The sequence below is a fragment of the Leifsonia sp. YAF41 genome (assembly GCF_052113185.1).
GTDB lineage: Bacteria > Actinomycetota > Actinomycetes > Actinomycetales > Microbacteriaceae > Cryobacterium.
In genome coordinates this window covers 47,138-61,477 of sequence record NZ_JBFRCS010000004.1, presented here as the reverse complement: position 1 = coordinate 61,477, position 14,340 = coordinate 47,138, and the positions used below count along the sequence as shown (strand labels likewise).

10 protein-coding genes are annotated in these 14,340 nt (G+C 65.4%); 8 read left to right on the top strand and 2 right to left on the bottom strand.

Annotated features, from left to right (window positions below; genetic code table 11):
- Positions 1-26 precede the first annotated feature (26 nt).
- Entirely contained in the window at positions 27-1,208 is a 1,182-nt protein-coding gene (locus AB4Y63_RS05190) for a M20 metallopeptidase family protein (RefSeq protein ID WP_441789976.1), read from the top strand.
- Positions 1,209-1,775: 567 nt separating this feature from the next.
- Here the strand turns inward: AB4Y63_RS05190 and AB4Y63_RS05185 are convergent.
- Positions 1,776-3,995: a S9 family peptidase gene (locus AB4Y63_RS05185; protein WP_441789975.1), complete on the bottom strand. Its 2,220-nt coding sequence runs from the start codon at positions 3,993-3,995 to the stop codon at positions 1,776-1,778.
- Between the two features lie 230 nt (positions 3,996-4,225).
- Here AB4Y63_RS05185 and AB4Y63_RS05180 point away from each other — a divergent pair, with 230 nt between their 5' ends.
- Complete coding sequence (locus AB4Y63_RS05180) at positions 4,226-4,609, top strand: hypothetical protein (protein WP_441789974.1); 384 nt, start codon at positions 4,226-4,228, stop codon at positions 4,607-4,609.
- Positions 4,610-4,676: 67 nt separating this feature from the next.
- Here the strand turns inward: AB4Y63_RS05180 and AB4Y63_RS05175 are convergent, their stop codons facing one another.
- On the bottom strand, positions 4,677-5,093 hold the full coding sequence (locus AB4Y63_RS05175) for a hypothetical protein (RefSeq protein WP_441789973.1): 417 nt from the start codon (positions 5,091-5,093) through the stop codon (positions 4,677-4,679).
- A 142-nt stretch (positions 5,094-5,235) separates the two neighbouring features.
- On the opposite strand from AB4Y63_RS05175, the gene dapA reads away from it, so the two are divergent.
- The 6 genes from dapA (at position 5,236) to AB4Y63_RS05145 (ending at position 14,335) form a co-directional block, all read left to right on the top strand.
- Entirely contained in the window at positions 5,236-6,213 is a 978-nt protein-coding gene (dapA, locus tag AB4Y63_RS05170; protein WP_441789972.1) for a 4-hydroxy-tetrahydrodipicolinate synthase, read from the top strand.
- A 29-nt stretch (positions 6,214-6,242) separates the two neighbouring features.
- The gene (locus tag AB4Y63_RS05165; protein ID WP_441789971.1) at positions 6,243-7,919 is read left to right on the top strand and encodes a ribonuclease J; all 1,677 of its coding nucleotides are present in this window, start codon (positions 6,243-6,245) and stop codon (positions 7,917-7,919) included.
- Between the two features lie 177 nt (positions 7,920-8,096).
- Positions 8,097-9,164: an efflux RND transporter periplasmic adaptor subunit gene (locus tag AB4Y63_RS05160; RefSeq protein ID WP_441789970.1), complete on the top strand. Its 1,068-nt coding sequence runs from the start codon at positions 8,097-8,099 to the stop codon at positions 9,162-9,164.
- Entirely contained in the window at positions 9,161-9,880 is a 720-nt protein-coding gene (locus AB4Y63_RS05155) for an ABC transporter ATP-binding protein (RefSeq protein WP_441789969.1), read from the top strand. The genes AB4Y63_RS05160 and AB4Y63_RS05155 overlap by 4 nt, the downstream gene beginning before the upstream one ends.
- A complete protein-coding gene (locus tag AB4Y63_RS05150) occupies positions 9,877-11,163 on the top strand; it encodes an ABC transporter permease (protein WP_441789968.1) in 1,287 nt (428 codons plus the stop codon). Before AB4Y63_RS05155 ends, AB4Y63_RS05150 begins: the two co-directional genes overlap by 4 nt.
- Positions 11,164-11,467: 304 nt before the next feature.
- Positions 11,468-14,335: a DNA translocase FtsK 4TM domain-containing protein gene (locus AB4Y63_RS05145; RefSeq protein ID WP_441789967.1), complete on the top strand. Its 2,868-nt coding sequence runs from the start codon at positions 11,468-11,470 to the stop codon at positions 14,333-14,335.
- The last annotated feature ends 5 nt before the right edge of the window (positions 14,336-14,340 follow it).

Genomic DNA, 14,340 nt, shown 5'->3' with positions numbered 1-14,340 from the left:
TGAGTGAATCGAATCAAAGGCTACCGATGACAAGCACCACCTCCCAGCTCGACCTGACGCTTCTCCTTTCCCTGATCGACGAGCAGATCCCGTCAGCCGTCGCCCTCCGGCACGAGATCCACCGCGACCCGCAGCTGTCGGGTCACGAGGGACCGACCGCCGACGCCGTGATTTCGGCGCTCGGCGTCGTGGGGGAGCAGACCGTCGCCGAGACGGGTCGGCTCGTGCGGATCGGCCCGGCCACCGGCCCGGCCATCGGCATCCGGGCCGAGCTCGACGCCCTGCCGGTGCGGGAGCAGAGCGGTGCGGCCTTCGCGTCGACGACCGGGGCCATGCACGCCTGCGGCCACGACGTCCACATCGCCGGTGCGGTGGCCCTGGCCAAGGCGGCGATGCAGGTCGACCTGCCGGTCGCGTTGCTCTTCATCTTCCAGCCGCGCGAGGAGTCGTACCCGTCGGGGGCGAAGGACATCGTGGCCAGCGGGCTGCTCGAAGCGCACGATGTGCGCTCGGTCATCGGCGTGCATGTGCACCCGAATGTGCCGCGCGGATCGGTCACGACCGGGGCGGGAGTCGTCAACGCGGCGTCCGACGAGTTCAAGATCGTGGTCGAGGGGAGCGGCGGGCACGCGGCCTACCCACACAAGACGGCCGACCCCATCGTCGCCCTCGCGAGCATCATCACCGCGGCGCAGACCATCGTCAGCCGTCGCATCGACCCGATGCATCCGGCGGTGCTGAGTTTCGGCAGCGTGCTGTCGGGCAACGCGGCCAACGTCATTCCGACGACCGCGTATGCGACGGGCTCGATCCGCACCACGAACTATGAGGACCGCGACCTGATCGCCCGCGAACTGGCCGCGCTCGTCTCGCATGTCGCGGAGGCTCACCACTGCACCGCCCGGCTCGAGCTCACCTCGGGGGAGCCGGTGCTTCGCAACGACCCCGGCCTGGTCGCCGTGGTCGACCCGCTGCTGCGTGCCGAGGGATTCGAAGTGATCGATCCGATGCGCTCCTGCGGGTCGGATGACTTCTCGTTCTACAGCGACCTGTACCCGAGCCTGATGATGTTCCTCGGCACCGAGTCGCATCGCGAGGGACTCTCGCTGCACAGTGCCGACTTCTGCCCCGATGACGAGGCTGTGGCATCCGTCGCCCGGGTCTTTGCGGCGGCGTATGCGGCAACTGCGGAGCTGGTGGCGCGCTAGCCGTAGCGCCCAGAGTCCTCTCCCATTCGTCCCATTCGACGGAGATTTTCACGAAATCGCCGAGTTTCGGCCGCATAGCGGGCGAACTCAGCAGAATCTCCGTCGAATGGTTCAACCGCGGAGCGGGAAGAAGCCGTTCCGTCGGTAGGTGTGTGTCGTGTGTGTCGGCCGGTACGCGAGTGACGCAGGTGACGCAGGTGACGCAAGTGATGCAAGTGACGCGAGTGACGCAAGCAAGTGACGCAAGTGACGCAAGCAAGTGACGCGAGTAGCGTGCCTCTGTTCGCGAGTGTGTTCACATGGTCGCGATGCGACAAGTCAGAGCGGCCATGTGAACGCACTCGCGGAACCAGGCGGGACCGACCCACGACTGACATGGGCGCGGCATGCGGCGGATGCACCTGCGCGCGTCACGCAATCGTTGGCCGACATCCACATGCGTGCTCTCAAATTGTCGCCTCCCGGTGTCGTCGGGCGACGATTTGCGCGCACGCAGGAGAGAAGAATGGCTCGCGGCGTGACAGGTGCGACGGATGCGACCAGCGTGATGCGTGCGACGGGGCTCGCCTACGAGAAGGTGCGCTCCTCGCCCGTCGGATGCGCGCCCGCCGCGTCGATGACCCATGCGTACTCGAACGCCCGCTCCCGCCATGCGTTGTACCGGCCAGAGACCCCACCATGCCCGGCGGACATCTCGGTCTTCAGCAGCACATCCGCGTTCACCTCGCGCAGCTTGGCCACCCACTTCGCGGGCTCCACGTAGAGCACGCGCGTGTCGTTGAGGCTCGTCGTGGCGAGGATGCGCGGATAGTGAGTCTCCCGCACGTTCTCGAGCGGCGAGTAGGACTTCATGTACGCGTAGACCTCAGGGTCGTGCAGGGGATCGCCCCATTCGTCCCACTCGATCACGGTCAACGGCAGCGCAGGGTCGAGGATCGACGTGAGCGGGTCGACGAACGGCACTCCGGCCAGGATCCCCGAGAACAGATGCGGGGTCATGTTCGCGACGGCGCCGACCAGCAGTCCGCCCGCGCTGCCGCCATCGGCCACCAGCCGGTCGGCCTCGGTGTAGCCCGCGTCGATGAGGTGCTCGGCACAGTCGGCGAAGTCGGTGAACGAGTTGCGCTTGTGCAGCTTCTTGCCGCTCTCGTACCAGAGCCGGCCCATCTCGCCGCCGCCGCGCACATGGGCGACAGCGAAGATCATGCCCCGGTCGAGCAGGCTGAGCCGTGAAATCCCGAAGCCCGGGTCGACACTGTGCTCATAGGCGCCGTAGCCGTAGAGCAGGGTCGGGGCGGGAACGCCGGGGGTGACGAGATCGCGCCGGTAGACCAGCGAGATCGGGATGCGTGTGCCGTCGGTCGCGGTCGCCCACTCACGACGCTGCTCGAACAACGTGGGGTCGTACCCGCCGAGCACCGGTTGCTGCTTGCGCAGTCGGCGCTCGCCGGTGGCCACGACCACGTCGTACACCGTCGACGGGGTGACGAAGCTCGTGTAGTTGAGCCGGATCGTCGGCTGCTCCCATTCGGGATTGCCCATGGCGCCGACCGAATACAGCGCCTCGGTGAACTTGAGCTCGGTGAGGCCGATCTTCTTCTTGTCGTCGCGTCGGGCGATTGCCACCCGGGTGAGACCCTCCGAGCGGTACTCGACCACGACGAAATCACGAAAAGCGTCGACGCTTTCCAGCCTCACCGCCGGGTTGTGCGGCAGCATCGTGAGCGCGGCCCCCTGCGGGTCGGCGGCGGCAACGCTGACGAGTTCGAAGTTCACCGCGTTGTGATTGTGCACGATCAGCAAGCGGTCTTCGCCGCCGATCACCGCATGCTCGACGTCGTACTCCACGCCCTCGCGACGCGGCCAGACCACCGCGAACTCGCCGGTCGGGTCATCGGATGCGAGCAGGCGCGTCTCACTCGTCACGCTCGAGCCGGCTTCGATCACGAGGTAGGCGCGGCTGCGGGTGCGGCCGACGCCGACCCAGAACCGTTCGTCGGGCTCATGGAAGACCGAGACATCCGTCTCGCGGGCCGTGCCGATCTCGTGGCGCCACACGGTGTCGGGCCGCCAAGCCTCGTCGACCGTCGTGTAGAAGACGTAGCGGCCGCTGCGGTCGAACATGGCCCCGGCCGCGGTGCCCGGGATCTCATCGGTCAGATTGTCGGCCGACAGATCGACGGTGTCGGTGTCGTCGTCGCCCACGCTGTCGGGGCGACGGATGCGGGTGGGATCGATGTCCCGGATGCGCAGCGTGTACCGCTCGTCACCCTCCGTGTCGACGCCGTAGAGCAGGAGGCCGCCGTCGGAGCTCAGATCAAAGCTGCCGAGCGAATAGAAGTCGTGTGCTGCCGCTTCGGCATTGTCGTCGAGCAGCACCTGCTCGCCGGGAACCGCCGGCATACCGTCGGTCTGGCCGTGCACCGTCGCGGCGGTGGCGGGGGAGACCACGGGGGGATCCCAGTCTTCTGGCCCGCTGATCGGCGCCCGGCAGTGAATGCCGTACTCCAGCCCTTCGACCGTGCGGGTGTAGTACCACCACTCTCCGCGTCGCACGGGAACGCTGAGATCGGTCTCCTGGGTGCGGTCGGTGATCTCCTCGAAGATCTGCTCCTGCAGGAGAGTGAGGTGCTCGGTCCGCACATCGGTGTACTCATTCTCGGCCTCGAGATGAGCGATGACCTCAGGACTCTCCTTGTCACGCAACCACTCATAGTTGTCGACATAGACGTCATTGTGGTGAACCCGTTCCACGGGCTTCTTCGCTGCGACCGGAGGAATGATCATGTGAATCAGCGTACTTCGCAGCTGCCCCGTGTGGGCCGCCTCGTGAGAACTGAGCGACGCTCGTTTATGTTTCGTTGTGTGACATCACCGAGTGAATGTTCAGCTTCGAAAACCTACACTCGTCGATATTGGTTTTCACACAATCAATGGTTCACAGTTCAGCTTCATCACATCGTCAACACCGTCTCGGGCGAACTATCGCCGGAGCAGACACCGGACAGGAGGTCAGGATGACCAATCTCACACCAGGAGTACGACAGGTCATGCAGTGCGACAGCAGCGCTGGCGAATCCTGCCTCAGCCACGGTGCCGGACACGCGGGAAACGACCTGCAGAACCGGGTGACCGCTGCGACCCCGAGCAAATGGCGCGACGGATTCGTCAGCCACCTCGGTACCGATGGCTGGATCGGGGTGGAGCTGCTCGGCGCTGAAACCCAGAGTGCTGAAACCCAGGGCGTTGAAACCCAGAACGTTGAAACCCTCTGGCTCTGGAACCACCGCGACCTCGGCTCCGCACTGTCGATCGGCGAACCCGTCGCCGTGCACGCGCTCTACCACGCGCTCGCCGTCGGTCAGGAGCGGTTCAATGTTCTGGTGACGTCGCTCGACTAACGAGCGACATCCGTCTGTGCACGTGACGTCGCTCGACTAGCGAGCGACATCCGTCTGCTCAGTCTGGCTAGCTCGTCGGCATCATCCCCATAGCGTCCATCATCTTCTGGCAGCATGCGGCGAGCTCGCGGTTGACGTCGGCGCACATCTTGGCGTCATCGCTCGTCTCCGCGTGCATCATGCACTCGTCGGCGCAGGCGTTGCTCATCGACATCGTCGCTTGCAGCGCCGTCATCATGCTCGGGGCGTGCATGCCGGCCGGACGCATCATCATCCGCATCATCATGTTCGCCATGTCCGCCGAGTTCATGCACATGCTTCTGCATTTCATCATCTCGTCGCCCATGAGCGAGCTGGCGCACATCGTGCAGGCCTGTTCGCAGGCCGCACAGGCTTCGATGCACTCCTGCATCATCGCCATGTCCATGCCCGTCGCCGGCATTTCGGCGGCGTGCATCTCCATCATTTGCATTGCCATATTCATATCGGTGTCTCCCACTGTTGACCGAGAGCACCGACGGTTGCCGACACTCTGTCGTGCGTTTCTACCTACTTCGGATGCTACGCCGGGCACCTGACAAAGTCAGCAGTCACGAGAGGGCCTGTGAACCGATACCCTGTAAATTGTGTCTACTTCTTCTAACCCCTTTGGTCAGGTGCTCGTTGCTCTGGTGACTCCATTCACCGCCGATGGTGAGGTGAACTGGTCTGACGTCGAAAAGCACATCGACGACGTCATCAACGCCGGTGCCGATGGCATCGTCGTCACCGGTACGACAGGGGAGACGTCGACGCTGACCGACCCGGAGAAGATCCGTCTGGTCGAGGTGGGCAAGGATGTCGCCGCCGGCCGCGCAAAAATCATCACCGGTGGCGGTTCCAACGAAACCGCCCACGCCATCCACCTCGCCAAGCAGAGCGAGAAGGCCGGCGCCGACGGCAACATGATCGTCACGCCGTACTACAACAAGCCGACCCAGGCGGGTGTGCTCACCCACTTCCGTATGATCGCCGACGCGACCGACCTCCCGGTCATCCTTTATGACATCCCGGGCCGTACCGGCATCCCGATCAACTACGAGACGATTCTGCGTGCGGCGAAGCACCCGAACATCCTCGCGGTCAAAGACGCCAAGGGCGATCTGGCACAGGTCAGCCGCGTGCTGAACCAGACCGACCTGATGTATTTCTCGGGCGACGACCCCAATGTGCTGCCGCACCTCTCGATCGGCGCCACCGGCCTGATCGGCGTCACCGCGAACATCGCAGCCACCCCCTACCGCCAGATGGTCGACGCGGTCAACGCCGGCGACCTCAAGGCGGCCACCGCTGCCCACAAGCAGCTCGAACCGCTCGTGCGCGCCGTGATGACTCACGTGCCCGGCACCGTCGCGGCCAAGTACATCCTGCACGGACTCGGACGCATCCAGAGCCCGCGCGTTCGTCTTCCGCTGGTCGGCCCCGAAGAATGGGAAGCCGCACAGATCGAAGACGAGATCGACCTCGTGAAGAACATTCCCGGCGTCGACTTTTCCAACTTCCGGCCCGACCGCAACGCCGCCGCTGGTGGCGCGTTGCCGAAGGTGGCCGGCACTACACGCTGAACGCGCACATAAACACCTGAGGAGGGCATATGCCCAACGACGTATACGACCCGCCGGTACTTGCACCGGACACACTTCGCATCATCCCGATCGGTGGTCTCGGCGAGATCGGTCGCAACATGACGACCTTCGAGATCAACGGCAAAATCCTGATCGTCGACTGCGGCGTGCTGTTCCCCGAAGAACACCAGCCCGGTGTCGACCTGATCCTGCCCGACTTCACGCCGATCAAGCACCGTCTGAAAGACATCCTCGGCATCGTGCTCACGCACGGTCACGAAGACCACATCGGCGCGGTTCCCTACCTGCTGAAGCTGCGCGCCGACATCCCGCTGATCGGTTCCGCACTCACCCTCGCCTTCATCGAGGCGAAGCTCAAAGAGCACCGCATCAAGCCGTACACCCTGCAGGTCACCGGCGGCCAGGAAGAGAAGATCGGCCCGTTCGATCTCGAGTTCGTCGCGGTCAACCACTCGATCCCCGACGCACTGGCCGTTGCCATCTTCACCGACGGCGGCTCCGTGCTGCACACCGGTGACTTCAAGATGGACCAGCTGCCGCTCGACGGCCGCCTCACCGACCTGCGCGACTTCGCGCGTCTCGGCGAAGAGGGCATCGACATCTTCCTCTCCGACTCGACCAACGCCGACGTTCCCGGCTTCACGCCGACCGAACGCTCCATCGGCCCGGTTCTCGAAGACGTCATCGCCCGCGCCCCGCGCCGGGTCATCGTGGCCAGCTTCTCCAGTCACGTGCACCGCGTGCAGCAGGTTCTTGACGCCGCACACGCCAACGGTCGCCGCGTCGCACTGCTCGGTCGCTCGATGGTGCGTAACATGACCATCGCCGCCGATCTGGGCTACCTCAAGGTGCCAGAGGGCGTGCTGGTCGACTTCAAGAAGGCCGGGAACATCCCGGACAACAAGATCGTCTACATGTCCACCGGTTCGCAGGGCGAGCCGATGGCCGTTCTGGCCCGCATGGTCAACCGCGACCACCAGATTGAGGTGGGCCAGGGCGACACCGTCATCCTCGCCTCCAGCCTGATCCCCGGCAACGAGAACGCGGTCTACCGCATCATCGACGGCCTGATCAAGCTCGGCGCCAACGTGGTGCACAAGGGCAACGCCAAGGTGCACGTCTCCGGACACGCTGCCGCCGGCGAACTGCTCTACGTGTACAACATCCTGAAGCCGAAGAACGTTCTTCCGGTGCACGGCGAATACCGTCACCTGGTCGCCAACGCGAACATCGCAGTGGAGAGCGGCGTGCCCCGCGAGAACACGTTCCTCGCTGAAGACGGCACCGTCATCGACCTGCACGACGGTGTCGCCAAGGTCGTCGGTCAGCTTGACCTCGGCTTCGTCTACGTCGACGGTTCCACCGTCGGTGAGATCACGGATGCCGACCTCAAGGATCGCCGCATCCTCGCCGAAGAAGGCTTCATCTCGATCATCGTCGTGGTGGACAAGGCCAACGGCAAGGTCATCACCGGTCCCGAAATTCACGCCAAGGGCTTCGCCGAAGACGACTCAGTCTTCGATGCCCTCAAGCCGAAGATCGAGGCTGCGCTGGCCGAGGCCGCCGGCAACGGTGTGCGCGACACGCACGCTCTCGCACAGTCGGTGCGCCGCGTCGCCGGCCGTTGGGTGAACGTGACGTTCCGTCGTCGCCCGATGATCGTCCCCCTGGTGATCGAGGCGTAACCCTCACTCACTGAACTGCTGCCGACCCCGGTTTCGACCGGGGTCGGCAGCTTTCGTTAACGACGTCGTCCCTCCGCTTCGGCGGGGTCATCCTCAAGGCTGATTTCCGCGCGAATGGCCGGGTTTCGGCGCGCCCGGCCCATAGGATCGACCCAATCACTACTTTGGGGGCACGGTTTGAGCGTCGCGCGAAAATGGATTTTTCCGATCATTCGGTTGGTTTTGGTGGCGGCCATCGCCATCGCACTGGTGAAGGTGGCATTCTTCCCCGACAGCGCGGAGGCCAGTGACCCCGCCGTGCCGACGGGCCAGATCGTCGAACCGCAGATTCCCGTGGCGCTCGGCAGCATCGTCAACGACGTCACCCTGCCGGGCACCGTGCAGGCTGACCCCGCCGTTGCCGTTCGGGCGACCGGCGCCGGCACCGTCGACGAGGTCTTCGCCCAGGCCGGCCAGCAGGTCAACGCCGGTGACAAGCTTTACGACATCAAGGTCGAGAAGATCAACGAGCCGGTCGAGACGAAGGATGCCGCGGGCAACGTCACCGGGATGACGCAGCCGCGTCCCACGGTCACCTTCGCCAAGGTCTACGCACCCATCACCGGCGTGCTCAGCTCGCTCACCGTCCTGTCGGGTCAGGCCGTCGCCGTGGGGGAGACCGGCGGTCAGATCGCCCCACCCACCTTCTCGGTGAGCGGTTCGCTCAGCCCCGACCAGCAGTACCGCCTGCTCACCCAGCCGACCGAGGCATCCATTGCCATCACCAACGGCCCGGCCCCCTTCACCTGCACCGGCCTCACCATCACGACGCCGCTCGCCGGCGCCGACAGCGGAACCACGCCCGGCGCCCCGGGAGCGCCAACCGGCGGCGGAAGCGGCGGCGGATCGGCAACGACCGTGCGGTGTGCGATTCCGAGCGACATCACCGTGTTCCCCGGACTCGCGGCACAGATCACCATCGCCGGCGGCAAGGCTGAGAACGTGCTCGTCGTGCCGACGACCGCGGTCAAGGGCTCCGCCGAGACCGGTGTGGTCTGGCTGGTGAATGCCAAGGGCGCGGCCGAGGAGAAGCCGGTGACGCTCGGGATGAGCGACGGCACCAACGTGCAGGTCGTCGAGGGACTCGCCGAGGGCGACCTGATCAACCAATTCGTTCCGGGCGCAGTTGCACCGGATGCGAACGGCTGTATCACGGGTCCTGACGGAAGCTTGACCTGCCCCGGCAACATGGCGGTGTCGGGTTGAGCCTGCTGCGTCTGGAAGAAGTGACCCGCACGGTCCAGCTGATTGATGCGCCGCCCTTGACGATCCTGAGCGGAGTCAACCTGGAGGTGTCGGTCGGCGACCGAGTCTCGATCGTGGGCCGCTCCGGATCGGGCAAGTCCACCTTGTTGAACCTTCTCGGCCTCCTCGACAACCCGACGACGGGCGAGATGTTCTTCGATGACAAGCCAGTGAAATCGCTGTCCGCGAATGCCAGAGACCGGGCCAGAGGGCGCGATGTCGGCTTCATTTTCCAGCAGTTCAACCTCTTGCAGGGGCGTACGGCGCTCGAGAACGTGATGACCCCACTGCTCTACGCCGAAGGACGCCAGTTCTGGAAGCGCGCGAAAATAGCGGGCGAGATGCTGGAGCGTGTCGGTCTCGGCAATCGCGCGAGCGCGATGCCTGACAAGCTATCGGGTGGCGAGCAACAGCGTGTCGCCATCGCGCGTTCGTTGGTGCGTGGCCCCCGGCTCATCCTGGCCGATGAGCCGACCGGAGCACTCGACCTGGAGACCGGTGCAACAGTGATGGAGCTGCTCGACGAGGTCGCGACGGTGTCGGGCGCCGCTCTCGTGACGATCACGCACGACCCGGCGATCGCCGCTCTCTCGCAGACTCATTTTCGGCTCGACCACGGCGTGCTGACTTCGGTCGAGTCGTATGCGCCGGCACTTGCCCCGGCGGTGATGGCATGAAGCGCTTTCTGAGCGGGACTGTTGGCGCCTTCGCCGAGGCCTGGCAGGAAGTGCGCATCCACAAAACGCGCGTCATGCTCTCCCTGATCGGGGTGGCCGTGGCCGTCTGCGCAATCACCACGGTGGTCGGCCTCGGTGCCGTCGCCGGGCAGTCCATGCAGGAGCAGAACGAAACGTATGGCGGGCGCCCGGCCAACCTGAGCGTGAACGCGTCGATGGGTGACGGCAGCACGCCGAGTCCCGAGACGATGAACGCGGCCTGGACGTCGGCGTTGGAACGCTACGACATCACCTATTCGAGTCGCATGATCTCCGGGACCCAGCTCATTCAGTTCGCCGATGGCGCGGTGAATGCTCAGGCGAAGGGCGTCGACCCGTCGTACCGCGAGATGCATCGGGTGCGCCTCAGCGAAGGATCCTGGTTCAGCGCCGACGACGCCCAGCGGCTCGCTCCGGCGGTCGTCGTGAACTCGGTGTACTACGACCGCATCGGTCGGCCCGATCTGGCGACGCATCCGACCACCACCCTGGTAGGACAGCAGAACACGACGGCCGTCGTCATCGGCGTCTATCCGTCGATGTCGTGGGAGACCGAACCGGCGCTCTACCTGCTGGCCGACGCGATGCAAGCGCTCGTGCCCGCCACCACTGCGGCGCCCGGCGGCGGTGGCGGTGGCGGCATGGCAATCGACGGCGGAATGATGAACTCGTTCGGCACTCAGCCTCCGACGTACGAAGCCTGGGTTCCGCCCGAGTCGGCGGTCGAACTCACCACCGCTCTGCAACGGGATATCCAAGGAGCGCTCGGCGCCGGCGCGTCGGTGAGCGTGAATCGGCAGGACTACGCCGCCTACAACGACGGCATGGATCCCTTCCTCCCGATGAAGCTCATGGTCGGGGGAGTGGCGGGTCTGGTGTTGCTCCTCGGGGCGCTCGGCCTGGTCAATATCGCCCTCGTCTCGCTCAAGCAGCGGATTCGGGAGATCGGGATCCGGCGAAGCTTCGGGGCGACCGCAGGCCGGGTGTTCTTCTCGGTAATGATGGAGAGCGTGGTCGCGACATTCGTCGCCGGCGTGTTCGGTGTGATCGCAGCCGTGTTGATCGTCAAGAACCCCTTGGTCGAGAACTTCATCGGCCAGGGCATGGTGACTGACTTCCCGCCATTCCCCATCGAGGCGGCAATTCTCGGACTCGTCTGTGCGACGGTCGTCGGAGCCCTCGCCGGTCTGTTGCCCGCCCTCGTGGCGGTGCGTGTGAAGGTGATCGACGCCATCCGCTACTAGCCGACGCCTCGTCGCTCTCTTATTTCGCGCTGAATCGTCGTTTCCTTCTCGCGAGTGCGTTCACATGGTCGCTATTCGGCTCTGGATAGCGACCATGTGAACGCACTCGCGGGTGAAGGAGGCCGGACGACCTCGACGCGTGCGCTTGAATCGTCGACTCGGTCATCTGGGGGCGACGATTTGAGCGCACGCTCGGCACATGGTGCGCACGACGGATGCCGACACGCCGCGCCACGCCCCCGCAGACACGGATCGCGGGCGTGGGAAACTGCCAATGTCGGCGGGCGGCGGTACCGTTGATTCCATGGCTACGAGCACTAAGTCGACCGGTCGTGCGCGCAGCACGCCTGCGTCAGGCGGCACCGCGCGCAAGCCGGCGAACAAAACAGCAACCGCGAAGACCGTGAAGTTTCCGGCTGCAGAGCCGAAACCGGCCCTGTTGGTGCGCATCTGGATGGCGCTGGCACACCTCGCCGGCGGCGCTGCGCGCGCTCTCGGACCCGAGAAGCTGCAGAAAGACGAGCGCCGCGACGGCCTGCCCTTCTTCCTCGTGCTGCTGTCGATCTTCGGCGCCGTGATCGAATGGTTCCTGATCAACAACGAGGTCGCTCAGAACCTCGACGCCTACACCTTCGGCGGACTCTTCGGCCGGGTCGCCTTCGCCCTGCCCGTGATCATGCTGATCTTCGCGATCTGGCTGTTCCGCAAACCCAGTTCGGTGCACGACAACGGCCGCATCGGCATCGGTCTCTCCCTGCTGCTTGTCTCTGTCTCCGGGCTCTGCCACATCTTCGGCGGCCAGCCGGAACCCAGCGACGGCATGAACATGCTCGCGGCGGCCGGCGGCGTCATCGGCTGGATGATCGCCGCCCCGCTGATCCTGCTCACCACCTCGATCGGCGCAACGGCCATCGTCATCCTGTTGCTGGTGCTCAGCCTCTTCATCATCACCAAGACCCCGCCGAACAAGATCGGTGAACGCGCCCGCGAACTCTATGCGTGGCTGTTCGGCGCGCAACTGCCCGACGCCGACGAGCGTCAGGCGGCGAAGGCGGCCAAGCTCGAGAAGACCGCGCAGATCGAACTTGACGGCATCGATGGCGACGGCGACGAAGACCCGAACGCCCTGCCGTGGTGGCGCCGCAACACGAGCAAGCGTGAAGAAGACCCCGATTTCGGGGGTGCCATGGTGACCGATCCGGATGCCGGCGGTCACGACGCCGACCCGATGAGCGTTCTGCTCGGCGGCGGCGCCGGCGACTCCCGCGGTGGCTTCGACAGCGCGCTCGAACCCGAGACCCCGCGGGTTCCGCACACCCCGCATCCGGTCGAACCGGACTACGCCGGCACCGAGGTGCTCAACGTCCTGGGCGACCTGACCAAGGCAGAGGCGGCGGTCAAGAGCCTCGTTCCCGACACCGCGGTGCACAACCCGGCGATCGGCCTGCACTCCGACGACGAGTCAGAACTCACCGACGAGCTTCCTGGTTTCGAGTCTCTCGACGACCCCGACGGCGAGGGGATGCGCCAGCTGGTGTCGTCATCGCAGCCGATGGCCCCCTACCAACTGCCGAACGCCGCCACCCTCGTGGCCGGCCCCCCGGCCAAGGCCCGGTCAGAGGCGAACGACGACATCGTCAAGTCGATCACCGAGGTGCTGCGCCAGTTCAACGTCGACGCCAAGGTCACCGGATTCTCCCGTGGCCCGACCGTCACCCAGTACGAAATCGAACTCGGCCCGGGCGTCAAGGTCGAGCGCGTCACGGCGCTCAGCAAGAACCTCTCCTACGCGGTTGCCTCGAACGAGGTGCGCATCCTCTCGCCGATCCCCGGCAAGAGCGCCATCGGCATCGAGATCCCGAACACCGACCGTGAGATCGTCACCCTCGGCGATGTACTGCGCTCCGGTGCCGCCACGAACAGCTCGCACCCGATGACCATCGGTGTCGGCAAAGACGTCGGCGGCGGTTACGTGGTCGCCAACCTCGCGAAAATGCCCCACCTTCTGGTCGCCGGTTCCACCGGTTCGGGTAAGTCCAGCTTCGTGAACTCGATGATCACGAGCCTGCTCATGCGCGCTCAGCCGAGCGAGGTGCGCATGGTGCTGATCGACCCGAAGCGGGTCGAGCTCGCGCCCTACGCCGGCGTCCCGCACCTCATCACGCCCATCATCACCAACCCGAAGAAGGCAGCCGAAGCGCTCGCCTGGGTGGTCAAAGAGATGGACATGCGATACGACGACCTGGCCAGCTTCGGCTTCCGCCACATCGACGACTTCAACAAGGCGGTCGTGGGCAACGAGATCGTGTTGCCGCAGGGGAGCGAGCGCACGCTCAAGCCTTACCCCTACCTTCTGGTCGTCGTCGACGAGCTCGCCGACCTCATGATGGTCGCCCCGCGCGACGTCGAAGACTCGATCGTGCGCATCACCCAGCTGGCCCGGGCATCCGGAATTCACTTGGTGCTCGCTACCCAGCGCCCCAGCGTCGACGTCGTCACCGGTCTGATCAAGGCCAACGTTCCGTCGCGTCTCGCCTTCGCCGTGACCAGCGTCACGGACTCCCGGGTCATCCTCGACCAGCCGGGCGCCGACAAGCTGATCGGGCAGGGCGACGCCCTCTTCCTGCCGATGGGTGCGTCGAAGGCCGTGCGCGTGCAGGGTGCCTGGGTCAACGAGGCCGAGATCGAGAAGGTCGTCGCGCACGTCACCCGTCAGGCCCGGCCCGAGTACCGGGCGGATGTCGCGGTGAGCGCCGCGAAGAAGGAGATCGACTCCGACATCGGCGACGACCTCGAACTACTGCTCGCGGCGGCGGAGCTCATCGTGTCGACCCAGTTCGGCTCGACCTCGATGCTGCAGCGCAAGTTGCGCGTCGGATTCGCCAAGGCGGGCCGCCTGATGGACCTGCTCGAATCCCGCGAAATCGTCGGCCCGTCCGAAGGCTCGAAGGCTCGCGACGTGCTCGTCAACGCCGAGCAGTTGCCCGCCGTGCTGGCGCGTCTGCGCGGGTCCGACGCCGAGCAACACGCCCTGGCCACCCCGGCCGCTGCACCGCCCGAGGCGCCGGATCCCCGGTATGCCGAAGACCCGGTCTCCCGCATGTCGGAGGGCTATCCTGAAGTAGAGGTCTCCGACGACGAGGATGCCTGGAACTTGACCGACAGGGACTGATTTCG